Annotated in this window: 14 protein-coding genes, 1 riboswitch and 2 other annotated features; all 14 genes read left to right on the forward strand. The window is 33.0% G+C overall.

Annotated elements, in window-relative coordinates:
- Positions 1-74 precede the first annotated feature (74 nt).
- The gene (gene icd, locus M1D64_RS05590) at positions 75-1,340 is read left to right on the forward strand and encodes an NADP-dependent isocitrate dehydrogenase (RefSeq protein WP_041079995.1); all 1,266 of its coding nucleotides are present in this window, start codon (positions 75-77) and stop codon (positions 1,338-1,340) included.
- A 422-nt stretch (positions 1,341-1,762) separates the two neighbouring features.
- Positions 1,763-2,473, forward strand: coding sequence for a response regulator transcription factor (locus M1D64_RS05595; protein ID WP_011302915.1), 711 nt, complete (start codon positions 1,763-1,765; stop codon positions 2,471-2,473).
- Entirely contained in the window at positions 2,473-4,161 is a 1,689-nt protein-coding gene (pnpS, locus tag M1D64_RS05600; RefSeq protein WP_041079994.1) for a two-component system histidine kinase PnpS, read from the forward strand. Before M1D64_RS05595 ends, pnpS begins: the two co-directional genes overlap by 1 nt.
- A gap of 194 nt (positions 4,162-4,355) precedes the next feature.
- Positions 4,356-6,986, forward strand: a complete 2,631-nt coding sequence (polA, locus tag M1D64_RS05605) for a DNA polymerase I (protein WP_002483054.1) — start codon at positions 4,356-4,358, stop codon at positions 6,984-6,986.
- 15 nt (positions 6,987-7,001) lie between these two features.
- Positions 7,002-7,874, forward strand: coding sequence for a bifunctional DNA-formamidopyrimidine glycosylase/DNA-(apurinic or apyrimidinic site) lyase (mutM, locus tag M1D64_RS05610; protein WP_002483055.1), 873 nt, complete (start codon positions 7,002-7,004; stop codon positions 7,872-7,874).
- 15 nt (positions 7,875-7,889) lie between these two features.
- Positions 7,890-8,510, forward strand: coding sequence for a dephospho-CoA kinase (gene coaE / locus M1D64_RS05615; protein ID WP_069822051.1), 621 nt, complete (start codon positions 7,890-7,892; stop codon positions 8,508-8,510).
- Positions 8,511-8,782: 272 nt separating this feature from the next.
- Positions 8,783-9,808: a type I glyceraldehyde-3-phosphate dehydrogenase gene (gap, locus tag M1D64_RS05620; protein ID WP_069825908.1), complete on the forward strand. Its 1,026-nt coding sequence runs from the start codon at positions 8,783-8,785 to the stop codon at positions 9,806-9,808.
- Positions 9,809-10,077: 269 nt separating this feature from the next.
- Complete coding sequence (nrdR, locus tag M1D64_RS05625) at positions 10,078-10,548, forward strand: transcriptional regulator NrdR (protein WP_011302921.1); 471 nt, start codon at positions 10,078-10,080, stop codon at positions 10,546-10,548.
- Positions 10,548-11,921 carry a replication initiation and membrane attachment family protein gene (locus tag M1D64_RS05630; RefSeq protein WP_002483059.1) on the forward strand — a complete coding sequence of 458 codons (1,374 nt, stop codon included), beginning with the start codon at positions 10,548-10,550 and terminating at the stop codon, positions 11,919-11,921. Before nrdR ends, M1D64_RS05630 begins: the two co-directional genes overlap by 1 nt.
- Positions 11,918-12,841: a primosomal protein DnaI gene (gene dnaI / locus M1D64_RS05635; protein WP_002483060.1), complete on the forward strand. Its 924-nt coding sequence runs from the start codon at positions 11,918-11,920 to the stop codon at positions 12,839-12,841. The genes M1D64_RS05630 and dnaI overlap by 4 nt, the downstream gene beginning before the upstream one ends.
- Before the next feature lie 47 nt (positions 12,842-12,888).
- Positions 12,889-13,103: a binding site (T-box leader), on the forward strand.
- Positions 13,104-13,192: 89 nt separating this feature from the next.
- Entirely contained in the window at positions 13,193-15,130 is a 1,938-nt protein-coding gene (thrS, locus tag M1D64_RS05640; protein WP_194379308.1) for a threonine--tRNA ligase, read from the forward strand.
- 58 nt (positions 15,131-15,188) lie between these two features.
- Positions 15,189-15,361: riboswitch (Lysine riboswitch) on the forward strand.
- 211 nt (positions 15,362-15,572) lie between these two features.
- Positions 15,573-17,063, forward strand: coding sequence for an amino acid permease (locus tag M1D64_RS05645; protein WP_002483062.1), 1,491 nt, complete (start codon positions 15,573-15,575; stop codon positions 17,061-17,063).
- A 60-nt stretch (positions 17,064-17,123) separates the two neighbouring features.
- Positions 17,124-17,253 (forward strand) — a sequence feature (ribosomal protein L20 leader region).
- Between the two features lie 23 nt (positions 17,254-17,276).
- Positions 17,277-17,804: a translation initiation factor IF-3 gene (gene infC, locus M1D64_RS05650; protein WP_002483063.1), complete on the forward strand. Its 528-nt coding sequence runs from the start codon at positions 17,277-17,279 to the stop codon at positions 17,802-17,804.
- Between the two features lie 28 nt (positions 17,805-17,832).
- Positions 17,833-18,033, forward strand: coding sequence for a 50S ribosomal protein L35 (gene rpmI, locus M1D64_RS05655; protein WP_002483064.1), 201 nt, complete (start codon positions 17,833-17,835; stop codon positions 18,031-18,033).
- The last annotated feature ends 31 nt before the right edge of the window (positions 18,034-18,064 follow it).

The following is an 18,064-nucleotide window of genomic DNA, read 5'->3' on the forward strand; positions in this document are numbered from 1 at the left end:
TTGCTTTATATAAATAAGTATTATTTTAGTTAGCCCAATTAAAATATAATTCAAATACACGGAGGTTTTTATACATGGCAGGCGAAAAAGTAGCAAAAACAAATGAAGGTTTAACAGTACCAAATAATCCAATCATCCCATTTATTATTGGTGATGGTATTGGACCAGATATTTGGAAAGCAGCAAGCAGAGTAATCGATGCTGCAGTAGAGCAAGCTTATAATGGTGAAAAGAAAATTGAATGGAAAGAAGTATTGGCAGGCCAAAAAGCCTATGATGAAACAGGTGAATGGTTACCACAAGCAACGCTTGATACAATTGAAGAATATTTAATTGCTATCAAAGGGCCTTTAACTACACCAATTGGTGGCGGTATTCGTTCACTTAACGTTGCGTTACGACAAGAATTAGATTTATTCACATGCTTACGTCCAGTACGTTGGTTCCAAGGTGTTCCATCACCAGTTAAACGTCCAGAAGATACAGACATGGTTATCTTCCGTGAAAACACTGAAGACATTTATGCTGGTATTGAATTTAAAGAAGGCACACCAGAAGTTAAAAAACTAATCGACTTTTTACAAGATGAAATGGGCGCTAAAAATATTAGATTCCCTGAAACATCAGGTATTGGTGTTAAACCAGTATCAAAAGAAGGTACAGAGCGTTTAGTTCGTGCAGCGATTCAATACGCGTTAGACAATAACCGTAAATCATTAACATTAGTCCACAAAGGTAATATCATGAAATTTACTGAGGGCGCATTTAAACAATGGGGTTATGATGTAGCGCATAACGAATTTGGTGACAAAGTATTTACATGGCAACAATATGATGAAATCGTTGAAAAAGAAGGTAAAGACAAAGCGAATGCGGCTCAAGAACAAGCTGAAAAAGATGGTAAAATTATAGTGAAGGATTCAATTGCTGATATCTTCCTACAACAAATCTTAACGCGTCCGTCAGATCACGATGTTGTTGCTACTATGAATTTAAATGGTGACTATGTATCAGATGCATTAGCAGCACAAGTTGGTGGTATCGGTATAGCTCCAGGAGCAAATATAAATTATGAAACTGGACATGCTATTTTTGAAGCAACACATGGTACTGCGCCTAAATATGCTGACTTAAATAAAGTGAATCCATCATCAGAAATTTTAAGTGCCGTATTAATGTTAGAACATTTAGGATGGCAAGAAGCTGCAGATAAAATTACTGCATCTATCGAAAAAACAATCGCGTCTAAAGTAGTTACTTATGACTTTGCTCGTTTAATGGATGGTGCGAAGGAAGTTTCTACATCTGACTTTGCTGATGAATTAATTAAAAATCTATAATTCAGTTAAAATTAAATCTGAAAGCATACATTTAGCATATATTAAAAAAGACGAAATTCTCACTTATGGAATTTCGTCTTTTTATATCAATTGGCTACTAAAACTCTTTGATAACTAAGGGAGTCTATGTGAGATAGGGTTGGAATAAAATACACAGAGTAAATGAAAACGCTTATTTAGGTGTTCATATTATGTATATAGTGTTAAGATTCTGTTAACGCAATATATTGTTTTCAATAATGACTTCAGTTATAAATAGCGCAATACATTGTTTAAAGCAAAATTACAAAAGTTTCAAAAAATATTTACATAGATTATTATTACTTGCTTTGTAAAGTTTATGTTAAAAAATTTTAAACTATGTTATTTTTATTAAAAATTAAGTTATAATTAATTTGTAAACAAAAATATGGAGGTATACTATGTCACAAAAAGTACTAGTAGTAGATGATGAGCAATCAATTGTAACCTTATTAAAATATAATTTAGAACAAGCTGGATACATAGTAGAAGTAGCCTATGATGGTGAAGAGGCATTAGAAAAAGTAAATGCTACAAACCCAGAATTGATTGTCTTGGATGTAATGCTTCCTAAAAAAGATGGAATTGAAGTTTGTAAATCAATACGTTCTGATAAAAATCTTGTACCTATACTTATGCTAACTGCCAAAGATGATGAGTTTGATCGTGTTCTAGGTCTAGAGTTAGGCGCAGATGATTATATGACTAAACCATTTTCACCAAGAGAAGTTGTTGCCAGAGTAAAGGCAATATTAAGAAGGTCTGCAATCGTAAATGAGGCGGTACCAGTTGAAAATGATGAAGATGACATACTCATTGGTTCGATAAGAATTCGACCTGAATATTTTGAAGTATATAGAGAAGATGAATTGCTTGAATTAACACCAAAAGAATTTGAATTATTATTGTATTTAATTGAGCGTCAAGGCAGAGTTATCACACGTGAGCATATGTTGAACTCTGTTTGGAATTATGAATTCGCTGGTGATTCTAGAATTGTGGATGTACATATAAGTCATTTAAGAGATAAATTAGAAGAAAATCCAAAACAACCCAAACTAATTAAGACAGTTCGTGGGTTAGGCTATAAATTGGAGAGACCTAAAGTCTAATGTTAAAGTTTCATCAACGACTTTTATTTTTATTATGTACCATCGTTATTATAAGTTTTTTAGCTTTAGGTGCAATTATTACACATGCAATATATAATACAGCTTCTTCAGCTCAAGAAGGTGATTTGGAACATCAAGCTGATCATCTAGTCAAACTATATAAGAATGACAAAGAAAATGAGATGACTGATATTGCTAAAAGTGAAAAGCTTACAGTTAAAATAGAGGAAAGTAACGATGTCTTGTTTTCCACAAATCAAGGAACACAAATAAATGAGGATATAAAAAATGAAGCAAATCCATCTCGATTAATCTATGATAAAGAAAATGATGATCGCAGATATACATTTAAAACCACTATTGATGATAAAGATGTATACCTTAGTGGAATAAATAATGAGATATTAGAATTACAGATTCAAATGTGGAAATATATTGCACTGATTGGTTTATTTGTGATTATCATCATATTTTTAGTTGTTAGAAGTATTAACCGGACTTATATTAGACCAATTAATGAAGTGACTTATGCAACGAACCTGTTAGCAGAAGGATATTACCATGTGAGAGTACCTGAAAGTAATGTCAAAGAAACCAAAGAGTTATTTGTAACGACGAATGAACTTGCTCGCAGGTTGCAAAGATTAAATCACAAACAAAAACTTCAATCTAATCGATTAAAAACTACGGTAGAAAATATACCAAGTTCCATATTGATGATTGATAAATATGGTGAAATCGTTGTAGCTAACAAATCATTTTATAATGTTTTTACACCTGAAGAAGCTGTAGAGCATAAAAGTTATGTTGACTTTGTAGATTTGACACTGCAAAAACTTATTATCGAAGCATTTAAAGTAGAAAAGCCAATATATGATCAAATTGAATTAACAATTGATCAAGTTCATCAAAAATATTTTGACACATCTTGTGTACCGATTCTTTCTAAAACAAAGAAAAATTTATATGGTATGGTGATTGTGTTACACGATATTACGAATCTTAAAAAACTAGAAAATTTGAGAAGAGAATTTGTTGCTAATGTGTCACATGAATTAAAAACACCAATTACGTCTATCAAAGGTTTTGCAGAAACATTATTAGATGGTGCAAAAAACGATGAACAGACGTTAAATGAATTTTTAAAAATTATTTCTAAAGAATCAGATCGCATAGAAACATTAGTGTTTGATTTATTAGATCTCTCACATGTTGAGCAACAAACAGAAATTGTAACAGAATATGTGAGTCTTTCGGAAATCGCAGAAAGCACAATTAAGAATATGCAAAATATTGCAGAAGAAAAGCAAATCACAATTGTTAATGAAATTAAACCTGACATAGTCATTGATGCAAATAAAGATAAAGTATCACAAGTGGCCTTGAATTTGTTGTCTAACGCCGTGAGTTACTCTAAAGCATCAAGTGAAGTGATTGTACGTGTATATAAAGATGCAAACAAACGTATCATGGAAGTCCAAGATTTTGGTATTGGTATTAGTGCTGAGGATCAGCAGCATATTTTTGAAAGGTTTTATCGCGTAGATAAAGCGAGAAGTAGAGATTCAGGCGGTACTGGTTTAGGACTTTCAATAACCAAACACATTATGGAAGCACATAATGGACGTATTAATGTCTTTAGTCGCCCTAATGAAGGCTCTACTTTTAGAGTCACATTTTTCGAATAACGTTGTGACACATGTTATAATTTTAAAATCAAAGTAGCTTATATGTATATAACGGTCAGATAACCTAAATGGTATTTGACCGGCTTTTTTATTTCGTTAATATTTATTTGAATATCGCAAATATGACGTATCAATACAGTTACGGGAGTTTTTTATGCTAAAATAAATATAAATATGTGTTGGAGGTTAAAATATTGAATAAATTAATCTTAATTGATGGTAACAGTCTGAGCTTTAGAGCTTTTTATGCTTTACCACTTTTACAAAATAAGGCAGGTATACATACCAATGCTGTTTATGGCTTTGCGATGTTACTTGAGAAAATAATTAAAGAAGAACAGCCTACACATTTTCTTGTTGCATTTGATGCAGGAAAAACAACATTTAGACATGAACAATATAGTGAATATAAAGGTGGACGTCAAAAAACACCACCGGAACTAAGTGAACAATTTCCATATGTCAGACAATTGTTAGATGCGTATCAAATTAAACGATACGAATTAGACAATTATGAAGCTGACGATATTATAGGAACATTAAGTAAACAGGCAAATGCAGAAAAATTTGAAACAATAATTGTTACAGGTGATCGAGATTTGACGCAGTTAGCTACAGATGATGTAACAATCTATTACACAAAAAAAGGCGTAACAGATGTTGATCATTATACGCCTGAATTTATTGCTGAAAAATATGATGGCTTAGTCCCAAATCAAATCATTGATATGAAAGGATTGATGGGCGATGCATCAGATAATATTCCTGGCGTGGCTGGGGTTGGTGAAAAAACAGCAATCAAGTTATTGAAGCAATTTTCTACTGTTGAAAATGTTTATAATCATATTGAAGAAGTGTCTGGTAAAAAATTAAAAGAAAAACTAGAAAATAGTAAATCTGATGCTTTAATGAGTAAAGAACTTGCTACAATCAACTGTGATAGCCCTATAGAAGTCACTTTAGCAGATACGAAGTTACCTGAAAGTCCTGATTCAACAGCAAAAATTGATATCTTTAAAAAACTTGAATTTAAGCAGCTTTTAGATCAAGTCGATGTAGAGGGCACGCATACTTCTGCTGAAGAATTAGAACTTGAAATTACATCGGATTTTAGTAATGTAGATTTTAATGAATTATCAGAAGCCACTATTCATTTTGAATTAGATGGATCGAATTATTTGAAAGATGATATTTTGAAATTTGCTTTATATGATGGATCAAATCATGTTGTCATTGATGCGGATAAGGTTCATGACTATCCGGAATTGATAGCTTGGTTAGAAAATGATAAGACAGAAAAAATCGTCTATGATGCTAAAAAATCATATATTGTTGCACATCGCTTAGACATAGCTATTAAACATATCGTTTTTGATGTTATGCTCGCGAGTTATATTATCGATCCATCTCGCACAATTGATGATGTGAATTCTGTGGTTTCGTATTTTGATCAACATTATGTGAAAGAAAGTATAGAAGTTTTTGGTAAAGGTAAAAAAAGACATGTACCTGAGGATGATATTTTAGATCATCACGTTGGAACGATTATCGAAGCAATTAACAAAACTAAACCAAAAATGGAAGCGCAGTTAGAAGAATATAATCAAACTAACTTATTAGATGATTTAGAATTACCGTTAGCACGTATTTTAAGTGAAATGGAAGAAACTGGCATTTACACAGTAGCAACCGATTTGCAAGAAATGGAAAAAGAAATTCAAGCGAAACTTGATGTACTAATTGATAATATTTATAACGCGGCTGGCGAACCATTTAATATTAACTCACCAAAACAATTAGGCGTGGTACTATTTGAAACATTAGAATTACCTGTTATTAAAAAAACTAAAACAGGTTATTCTACGGCCGTAGATGTACTAGAGCAACTACAAGGACAACATCCTATTATCGACTATATTTTAGAGTACAGAACATTATCAAAACTACAATCTACTTATGTAGAAGGACTGCAAAAAGTGATTAGTGAAGATAATCGCATTCATACGCGTTTTAATCAAACACTTGCACAAACGGGTAGATTGTCATCTGTAGATCCTAACTTGCAAAATATTCCAATTCGCTTAGAAGAAGGTCGAAGAATTAGAAAGGCATTTAAATCTAGTGACGATAACAATGTCATCTTCTCAGCTGACTATTCGCAAATTGAATTACGTGTACTTGCACATATTACTCAAGATGAGAGCATGAAACAAGCATTCATCAATGATGAAGATATTCATACAGCAACTGCTATGAAAGTATTTAATGTACAGCCAGATGAAGTTGATAGTCTAATGCGTAGACAAGCGAAAGCAGTAAATTTCGGTATCGTATATGGCATAAGCGACTATGGGTTAAGTCAAAGTTTAGGTATTACACGTAAACAAGCAAAGCAGTTTATTGATGATTATCTCGATAGTTTCCCTGGTGTGAAACAATATATGGAAGATATTGTTAAAGATTGTAAAGCGCAAGGTTATGTTGAGACACTATTACATCGCCGTCGTTATATTCCGGACATCACTAGTAGAAACTTTAATTTACGTGGTTTTGCGGAAAGAACGGCTATGAATACACCGATACAAGGCAGTGCCGCAGATATTATCAAATTGGCAATGGTTAATTTTGTAAATGAAGTTAAACATACTGATTTTCATGCGCAATTATTATTACAAGTACACGATGAATTAATTTTTGAATTACCTAAAGATGAAGTAGAGGCTTTTAGTGAATTTATAGAAGAAATAATGGATAATGCATTGGCATTAGACGTACCACTCAAAGTTGAAACAAGTTATGGTAAGACATGGTATGACGCAAAATAGAAAGTAGGTGAACAAGTGCCTGAATTACCTGAAGTAGAACATGTAACAAGAGGCATTAAGCCATTTGTAAAAGGGCAAAAAATAGAATCTATTCTCTTTTCTGATAAAGTACAAGAAGGAAAAGCGAATCATAGAGAAACCATTATTAAAGGTATGGAGCTTGATACTTTTAAACGATTCACTAGGCTTTATACGATTGTTGATATTGAGCGAAGAAGTAAGTATATTGTCTTCTATTTAGAAAAAGATGGAGATAAGCGAATTCTAATAAGTCATTTAGGTATGGCTGGTGGATTTTTTGTCGTAGATAAGCTTGAAGATATTAGTGTGCCAAATTATCGCAAACACTGGCATGTCATATTTAAATTAGATAATGACAAATTACTTGTGTATTCAGATATTAGACGCTTTGGTGAAATTAGAAACGTTGCTTCATTTGAAGCTTACCCATCATTTTTAGAAATTGCCCCAGAACCTTTTGAAAAAGAAGCTATGGCACATTATTTGGCTTGGTTTGATAAAAAGTTATATCAAAATAAACCAATCAAACAAATGATTCTAGACCACCGTGTCATATCAGGATGTGGAAATATATATGCTTGCGAGGCATTATTTAGATCAGGTATTCATCCAGCTAGATTACCAAAAGATTTAAATCATCAGGAACGAGAAATGTTATTCTATTATGTTCGAGAAGTACTGGAAGCGGGTATAAAATATGGTGGAACAAGCATTTCAGATTACCGTCATGCTGATGGTAGTACAGGTACAATGCAGCAACACCTAAACGTATATAAACAAAAAGTTTGTAAAGTTTGTGGCGATGACATTGCAACACAAGTAATTGCAACGAGAAATAGTCATTTTTGTCCAACTTGTCAACAATAAAGGAAGAGTGAGAATATGCCGAAAGTTATAGGACTAACTGGTGGTATCGCATCAGGTAAATCTACGGTATCAGAACTATTAAGTGCACATGGTTTTAAAATCGTAGATGCAGATATTGCATCACGTCAAGCAGTAGAAAAAGGTACAAAAGGCCTAGAACGTGTGAAAGAAGCCTTTGGTGAGCAAGCTATTGATGAAAATGGTGAAATGAATAGAGCTTATGTAGGCGAAGTAGTATTTAATCAACCTGAAAAGAGATTAGAATTAAATGAAATCGTACATCCTATTGTGCGAGAAATTATGGAAAAAGAAAAAGCACAATACTTAAGCGAAGGTTATCATGTCATTATGGATATTCCATTATTATTTGAGAATAATTTACAAGATACTGTCGATGAAGTCTGGTTAGTATATACTTCAGAAAGTATACAAATCGATAGATTGATGGAACGAAATAATATTTCAATGGAAGAAGCGAAAGCACGTGTTTATAGTCAAATTTCTATAGATAAAAAACGTAGAATGGCAGACCGTGAAATAGATAATCGTGATACAAAATTAGAACTAAAACAAAATTTAGAAAATTTATTATTAGAAGAAGGCTATATAGAGAGTCATTCTGAAGATGTACTTTAATAAAAGTGATTACAACCACCCAATTATCTTTGATAATTGGGTGGTTTTTATATAAGAGACGTTCTAATAACTTAAGTGTTTTTATTATTAATATTTAAGGAAATACATAAGTGAGAATAGGATATATACGAAAATCTTACTGATTAATATTAGAAAACATAAAAGCCTTAATGCTAAAGTTTTTAAATTTATTATAGAAAACGCTTTCCTAAATAAATATTTATGTTATACTATTTCCATAAAGTATAACACTAAGACGAGGGGTGCTTCGAATGACGACAAATATAGCAATTAACGGAATGGGTAGAATAGGTAGAATGGTGTTGAGAATCGCACTAAAAAATAAAGATTTAAATGTAGTTGCGATAAATGCGAGTTACCCACCGGAAACAATTGCACATCTAATAAATTATGATACAACACATGGCGTTTATGATTTTAAAGTAGAGCCAATAGAATCGGGAATTAAAGTTGATGATCACGAAATTCAATTAGTTTCTGATAGAAATCCTGAAAATTTACCATGGAAGCAATTAGATATAGATGTTGCAATAGAAGCAACAGGTAAATTTAACCATGGAGATAAAGCGATAGCACATATTAAAGCTGGTGCTAAAAAAGTATTGTTAACAGGTCCATCTAAGGGTGGAGATGTACAAATGATTGTCAAAGGCGTTAATAATGACCAATTAGATATTGAGAAATATGATATTTTTAGCAACGCTTCATGTACTACAAACTGTATCGGTCCGGTTGCAAAGGTGTTAAATGATCAATTTGGTATCCAAAATGGCTTGATGACAACTGTACATGCCATTACCAATGACCAAAATAATATTGATAATCCACATAAAGATTTAAGACGTGCACGTTCATGTAATGAAAGTATTATTCCAACTTCAACTGGTGCTGCTAAAGCATTGAAAGAAGTATTGCCAGAATTAGAAGGGAAATTACATGGAATGGCTTTACGCGTACCTACAAAAAATGTATCACTCGTTGATTTAGTAGTTGATTTAAATGAAAATGTAACAGCAGCACAAGTGAACGAAGCTTTTGAAGCGAATGATTTACAAGGTGTCATTTCTACCGAAGATGCACCACTCGTTTCAATGGACTTTAACACGAATCCACATTCGGCCATTATCGATACACAAAGTACAATGGTAATAGGAGATAATAAAGTTAAAGTAATTGCATGGTATGACAATGAATGGGGCTATTCTAATAGAGTAGTTGATGTTGCCACACAAATTGGACAATTACTTAAAAACGATGTTGCAGCTGTAGCAAATTAATTTTCAAAAATAGCGATTACAAATTTTAAAAATAATTATCTAAAACGTTTCGTAACATAGTTGTTAATTTATAAACTATATTACGAGGCGTTTTTAATTTTATTATTATTTCTTCGTTAATATTAGCTTTAAAGTTAATAAATCTTAATTATACGGCGTTTCTTTTGAATTATGCTATACGATATAGATATAGTGTAATAGCGAATCTTTTGTGACTTGCATATTTATAGTATAATGTAAGGTAATCAAAAAGAGAGGGTGATAATTCGATGAAATGCCCGAAATGTAATTCGACTCATTCTCGTGTTGTGGACTCTAGACATGCAGATGAAGTTAATGCGATTCGACGTAGAAGAGAATGTGAAGAGTGTGAAACAAGGTTCACTACTTTTGAACATATAGAAAAAAGACCACTCATCGTAGTTAAAAAAGACGGTACACGTGAGCAATTTTTACGAGAAAAAATATTAAATGGTTTAGTTCGTTCATGTGAGAAAAGACCAGTACGATATGAACAATTAGAAGACATTACAAATAATGTCGAATGGAAATTACGTGATGAGGGTCGTGCTGAAATTTCATCAAGAGAAATTGGTGAACATGTTATGAATTTATTGATGCATGTAGATCAAGTATCGTATGTAAGATTTGCATCTGTATACAAGGAATTTAAGGATGTAGACCAGTTACTACAATCTATGCAAGGTATTTTAGCTGAAAATAAACGGAGTGATTCTTAATGGGGTTACAATCCTACGATTATGGTTTGAGACCACATGATAATTTCAATGTTGTTCGTGATTTTAATTTAAATAATAACCATTTAGAAATATTAAATAGATTGTTTACGCCCATGATTGGTATGAATGCGATTGGTTTATATCATTACTTGAATCAATTTGCGGAAGTTGGTTCTGATACTGTTTTAACTCACTATATTATAATGAGTGAATTAAAAATAAATTTGTTGGAATTCAGAAAAGAAATGGATTTGTTAGAAGGTACAGGCCTTGTTAAATCATATGTTAATCACAGTGCGCAACATTCATCGTTTATTTATGATTTGATTCAACCACCTTCTGCGAAACAATTTTTTAACGACCCTATGTTATCTGTTTATTTATATAGTGAGGTAAGTAAACAACGTTATCAACAACTCAAACGGCATTTCGAGAGTGATCAGCGTATTGATTATTGTCAATATCAAGATGTGACTCGTACGTTCACTGATGTATTTAAAGTGCCAAATAAAACGGTGGAAAATGATGGTATAGAAATAAAAGAAACAGCATATACTGGTTTAAACTTAAGTCAAGTTCAGTTTGATTTTGAGACACTTTACGATTTATTACAAAGCCATTTTATAAGTACAAAAATAATTGATAAAGATGCTAAAATATTAATCACACAAATTGCTACATTATATGGATTGACACCTGAAGCAATGAAACGCATCATATTAAAATCCATCACAAGTGCACAAGAATTGTCATTTGAAGAATTGCGTAAACATGCAAGAACGTATTATTTAATGGAGCATGAACAACAATTGCCTACACTAAACGTTAAAACAGAAGCGGATAGTGAAACTAAACTAGAGAATCAACCAGTGGAAACTGAAAGTGAAAATGATAGTTGGCTTAAACAATTGGAGGAAACAAGTCCTATTGATATGCTTGCATCATGGTCAGAGTCTGAACCAACTACCCAACAAAAATATATGATTGAAGAACTGATTGAACGTGAACATTTATCATTTGGCGTTATTAATATTCTATTGCAGTTTGTAATGTTAAAAGAAGATATGAAGCTGCCTAAATCCTATATATTTGAGATTGCATCTAATTGGAAGAAAAAAGGCATTAAAACAGCAGAACAAGCATATCAATACGCCGTGAAAGTAAATCAGCCTAAGAAAGAAAACCAATCTAATAAACGTAATTATAAACAGAAACAATTAGCTTCCAGAGAAATGACACCAAAATGGTTAGAAGAACGCGACAATAAGCAATCGAATGAACCATCCAAAGATGAAGATGATGAGAAATTAAAAAAAGATAGAGAACAATTTCTTAATCAATTAAAAAATAGATGGAAGGAGGACAATAAATGAAATCTTTCAACCATATTATGGGTGAATCAAATGATTTATCAAAACGCATCGAAAAAATCAAAAAAGATGTCGTCAATGATCCAGACGTCAAACAATTTTTAGAGAAACATAAGTCCGAATTGACCAATGCAATGATTGATGAAGATTTAAATATTTTGCAAGAATATAAAGACCAAGAAAAGCATTATGATGGTCATGCTTATAAAGATTGTCCCAATTTTGTTAAAGGACACATACCTGAATTGTACATTGAAAATAATCATATAAAGATTCGCTATTTACCTTGTCCTTGCAAAATCAAGCATGATGAAGAAAAGTTTAATGCACATTTGATTACATCCCATCACATGCAACGCGACACACTAGATGCTAAGTTGGAAGATATTTATATGGACAGAAGAGATAGATTAGATGTTGCTATGGCTGCAAACCAAATCTGCGACAAAATTACAAATCACGAATCGCAAGTGAAAGGTTTATATCTACACGGGCCATTTGGAACGGGGAAATCTTTTATATTAGGTGCTATAGCGAATCAATTGAAAACTGAAAAAATACCATCGACCATTGTTTATTTACCAGAGTTTATTCGTTCGTTAAAAGGCGGATTTAAAGACGGTAGTTTTGAGTCTAAACTTCAAAGAGTCAGAGAAGCGAATATACTCATGTTGGATGATATTGGTGCTGAAGAAATTACACCATGGGCAAGAGACGAAGTCATTGGCCCGCTCTTACATTATAGAATGGTTCAAGAACTGCCAACTTTCTTCAGTTCAAATTTAAGTTTCGAAGAATTAGAATATCATCTTTCAGTTACGAGAGACGGCACTGAAAAGACAAAAGCTGCCAGAATTATGGAGCGAATTAAAACACTTTCTATACCGTATTATCTAGAAGGAAAAAATTACCGGAATGATTGAAATTTGAAATAAATGTTGTATAATATAATTAAATCTAAATCTTACGAAATAATACGGAGACAAGATGAATAAATGGATACCTCACAGAGAACCAATGTTTGTTGAGAATTGGTAGGTATATTTATTGATTACTACTTCGTCAATGATGTTGTAATAAACATCCGGCTCAAGACCGTTATCTTATGTAGAGTGAAGTTATTATGCAATATTTTTGTTGAATAACTTTAATTTAGGGTGGTACCACGAAGACCTCGTCCCTTTTTTGGGATGAGGTCTTTTTGTGTTTTTGAGTAGTAACATAGGGTGATTCGTAAAGGTTTAAGAGCTTGAAAAAAATAGGAGGAATGTGACATGGATCAAATTAAAATTAAATTTCCAGACGGTAATACAAAGGAATTTGACAAAGGAACAACAACTGAAGATATCGCACAATCCATCAGCCCAGGATTAAGAAAAAAAGCTGTGGCAGGTAAGTTGAATGGACAATTAATTGATTTAACTAGACCTATTGAAAGTGATGGAGATATTGAAATCGTGACACCTGGTTCAGATGAAGCGTTGGAAGTTTTACGTCATTCTACAGCACATTTAATGGCGCAAGCATTAAAACGTTTGTATGGTGAGGTTCATTTTGGTGTTGGACCTGTTATTGAAGGTGGTTTCTACTATGACTTTGATATGGAAGAAAGTATCTCATCGGATGATTTTGAAAAAATTGAAAAAACAATGAAACAAATTGTGAACGAAAATTATCCAATTGAGCGCAAAGTTGTGTCACGTAATGAAGCAAAAGCTTTTTTCTCAGATGATCCGTATAAACAAGAATTAATTGATGCGATTCCAGAAGATGAAAATGTGACATTGTATACACAAGGAGAATTTACTGATTTATGTCGTGGGGTCCATGTACCATCAACTTCAAAAATTAAAGAATTCAAATTGTTATCAACTGCGGGTGCTTATTGGCGTGGCGATAGCAATAATAAAATGTTGCAACGTATCTATGGTACAGCTTTCTTTGATAAAAAAGATTTAAAAGCCCATTTGCAAATGCTTGAAGAAAGAAAAGAACGTGACCATCGTAAAATTGGTAAAGAGTTAGAACTCTTTTCTAATAATCCGTTAGTAGGCGCAGGTTTACCACTATGGTTGCCTAATGGTGCAACAATCCGTCGTGAAATTGAACGTTATATCGTAGATAAAGAAGTGAGTATGGGTTACGATCACGTTTATACACCAGTAATGGCAAACGTTGATTTATATAAAACATCTGGACACTGGGATCATTATCAAGAAGATATGTTCCCGACAATGAAATTAGATGAATATGAAGAAATGGTATTAAGACCGATGAACTGTCCACACCATATGATGATTTATGCTAATAAACCTCATTCATATCGTGAACTACCAATTAGAATTGCTGAACTTGGTACAATGCACCGTTATGAAGCGAGTGGTGCGGTTTCAGGATTGCAACGTGTTCGTGGTATGACTTTAAATGATGCGCATATTTTTGTTCGTCCAGATCAAATCAAAGAAGAGTTTAAACGCGTAGTTAATTTAATTATAGATGTTTATAATGACTTTAATTTTGAGAATTATAGCTTCCGTTTAAGTTATAGAGATCCAGAAGATAAAGAGAAATACTTTGATGACGATGATATGTGGATTAAAGCTGAAAGCATGTTAAAAGAAGCGGTTGATGAACTAGGATTAGACTATGAAGAAGCCATCGGTGAAGCGGCATTCTATGGTCCTAAACTAGATGTACAAGTTCAAACAGCGATGGGTAAAGAAGAAACTTTATCTACAGCGCAACTTGATTTCTTATTACCACAAAAATTTGAATTGACTTATATAGGTAATGACGGCGAACAGCATAGACCAGTAGTTATTCACCGTGGTGTTGTATCAACTATGGAACGTTTCGTAGCGTTCTTAACGGAAGAAACTAAAGGTGCCTTTCCAACTTGGTTAGCACCAAAACAAGTAGAAATTATTCCAGTTAATGTTGACTTACATTATGATTATGCAAGACTTATTCAAGATGAACTAAAATCTCAAGGTGTACGTGTAGAGATTGATGATCGTAATGAAAAGATGGGTTATAAAATTAGAGAAGCACAAATGCAAAAAATCCCATATCAACTAGTCGTTGGTGACAAAGAAGTTGAAAACAAAGAAGTAAATGTTAGAAAATATGGTTCCCAAGATCAAGAAACGCTTGAAAAAGGTGAATTCATTTGGAACTTAGTTGATGAAATCAGATTGAAAAAACAAAGATAGTCTTGAAACTATTGTTAAAATCATGTATATTACAGTTTAGTGAGTAATAAAAAATTAAATTTGAGTTAGAGGTTGCGTTTTTAAAGAGTAATGATTCAGAAGCCAGATGGGGCGTATGTTGAATGCATGAAAGGTGAAAATGCCGAAACCTGTATTGACCATTCACAATACAGGTTGGGACAGTTATCGAAAGAAACTGGACTGTCACATATGTGATGTGCTACCTATATAAATGCTATTATTAAAATGGTTGCATATCTAATGGGTATGCAACCATTTTGTTTTGGTTGAATGATTATTGAAAATACATTAACGGGATAGAGCGAAAATATAAAGTCATGTGTAATGGATGTACTGAACACAGATGACAATGTTTTACTATAAACGTATTGGATTAATCATATAGAAAGTTAGCCTCTAAATTTAAAGAAAGGGAGCTTCTATGGCAAATCAAGAAAATCAAAACACTGGGATTAAAAGAGGGTTGAAAGATCGTCATATTTCCATGATTGCTATTGGGGGTTGTATTGGAACAGGACTATTCATGACTTCCGGTGGTGCGATTCACGATGCTGGTGCACTTGGTGCACTTTTAGCATATGCAATCATTGGAGCAATGGTCTTCTTCCTTATGACTTCATTAGGAGAGATGGCGACATACTTACCTGTATCTGGATCGTTTAGTACATATGCTACACGCTTTGTAGATCCTTCATTAGGATTTGCGTTGGGATGGAACTACTGGTTTAACTGGGTCATTACTGTTGCTGCCGATGTTACAATAGCTGCGCAAGTTATACAATATTGGACGCCGTTATCTGGTATTCCAGCTTGGAGTTGGAGTTGTCTCTTTTTAATTATTATTTTTGGACTTAATGCATTATCTGTAAGAGTTTATGGCGAAAGTGAATATTGGTTCGCGTTAATTAAAGTAGTTACTGTGATTATTTTCATTGCAATTGGTCTATTAACGATTCTAGGTATTATGGGAGGAGAATTTGTAGGCTTTGATACATTTACTAAAGGCGGTGGACCTATTTTAGGTGACGGTCTTGGAGGTAGTTTACTTACTATTTTAGGTGTGTTCTTAGTGGCAGGTTTCTCATTCCAAGGTACAGAATTAATTGGTATTACTGCTGGTGAATCTGAAAATCCAGAACGCGCAGTTCCAAAAGCAATTAAACAAGTATTTTGGAGAATATTAATCTTTTATATACTTGCTATATTTGTAATCGGTATGCTAATACCTTACGATAGTTCAGCGTTAATGGGCGGCGGAGATGATATTTCTACTTCACCATTTACATTAGTATTCCAAAATGCAGGCTTAGCATTTGCTGCATCATTCATGAATGCAGTCATTTTAACTTCAGTGCTTTCTGCAGGTAACTCAGGTATGTATGCTTCAACTAGAATGCTTTATTCAATGAGTAAAGATAAACTGGCATACCCTATATTTGGTAAAACAAATAAAAGCGGTGTTCCTTATGTATCTTTAATCGTTACAGCAATTATAGTTATAGGCATATTTATATTGCAACACTTGAGTGGTGATGCATATGAATATATCGTAGCTGCGAGTGGTATGACTGGTTTCATCGCATGGGTAGGTATAGCTGTGAGTCATTATAGATTTAGAAAAGCATTTGATAAACAAGATTATGATAAATCTAAATTGAAATACAAAGCGAAATTATTCCCATTTGGACCTATATTTGCTGGTATCTTGTGTGTGTTAGTCATTATTGGACAAGATGTAGATTTTATTAAAACAGGTGACTTTGACCTTAACAGGTTTGTTATCACTTATATGGGAATTCCAGTATTCTTGGCGTTCTTCATTTATCATAAAGTGAGATATAAAACGAAAATGGTCCCATTAGAAAAAGTGAACTTACGACAAGATGTTGATATGGAAGAAATTAATAAATAATAAAAAAGCTATTGACTTGTATATGTATTATTGATAAGATAGGTAACGTTGAATACGAAACGAACCAAGTAGAAGCTCCCGCTTCTCACCTGTTGCGACGCTATAGGCAGTTGGCAGGTCTTATATATACATGTTAATTTCATGTGTAGAGAAGAGCGGGTATATTATATACTCGCTCTTTTTGCTTGGGATAATTTCGTAAAAATCTTGGAGGTGTCAACCATAGCAAAAGATCAAACTCAAGTTAACGAAAAGATTCGTGCAAAAGAACTACGCTTAATCGGTCAAGACGGAGAACAAATTGGTGTTAAAACTAAAAATGAAGCTCTAGAAATGGCGGAACGCGTTGGTTTAGATGTAGTCATTATGGCTCCAAACGCTAAACCACCTGTTGCTAGAATTATGGATTACGGTAAATACAAATTTGAACAACAGAAAAAAGAAAAAGAAATGAAAAAGAAACAAAAAACAATCAACCTTAAAGAAATTCGTTTAAGTCCAACAATTGAGGAACACGATTTCCAAACGAAATTGAAAAATGGACGTAAGTTCTTAGAAAAAGGCGATAAATGTAAAGTTTCAATTCGTTTCAGAGGTCGTGCAATTACGCATAAAGAAATTGGTCAACGTGTATTAGAAAAATTTGCAGAACAATGCAAAGACATCGCTACAGTTGAACAAAGACCTAAAATGGATGGACGTCAAATGTTCATCATGTTAAGTCCAATTAACGAAAAATAATAATCGATATTACAGGAGGAAATGAATCATGCCTAAAATGAAAACACACCGTGGAGCAGCTAAACGTGTTAAAAGAACTGGTTCAGGTAAATTAAAACGTTCTAGAGCTTTCACATCTCACTTATTTGCAAACAAGAGTACTAAACAAAAACGTAAATTACGTAAAGCTTCATTAGTAAGCAAATCAGATATGAAACGTGTAAAACAATTATTAGCTTATAAAAAATAATTAACGATATAAAAAAGATAAGATCGAACAT

Source organism: Staphylococcus sp. Z5-21, from assembly GCF_056529615.1.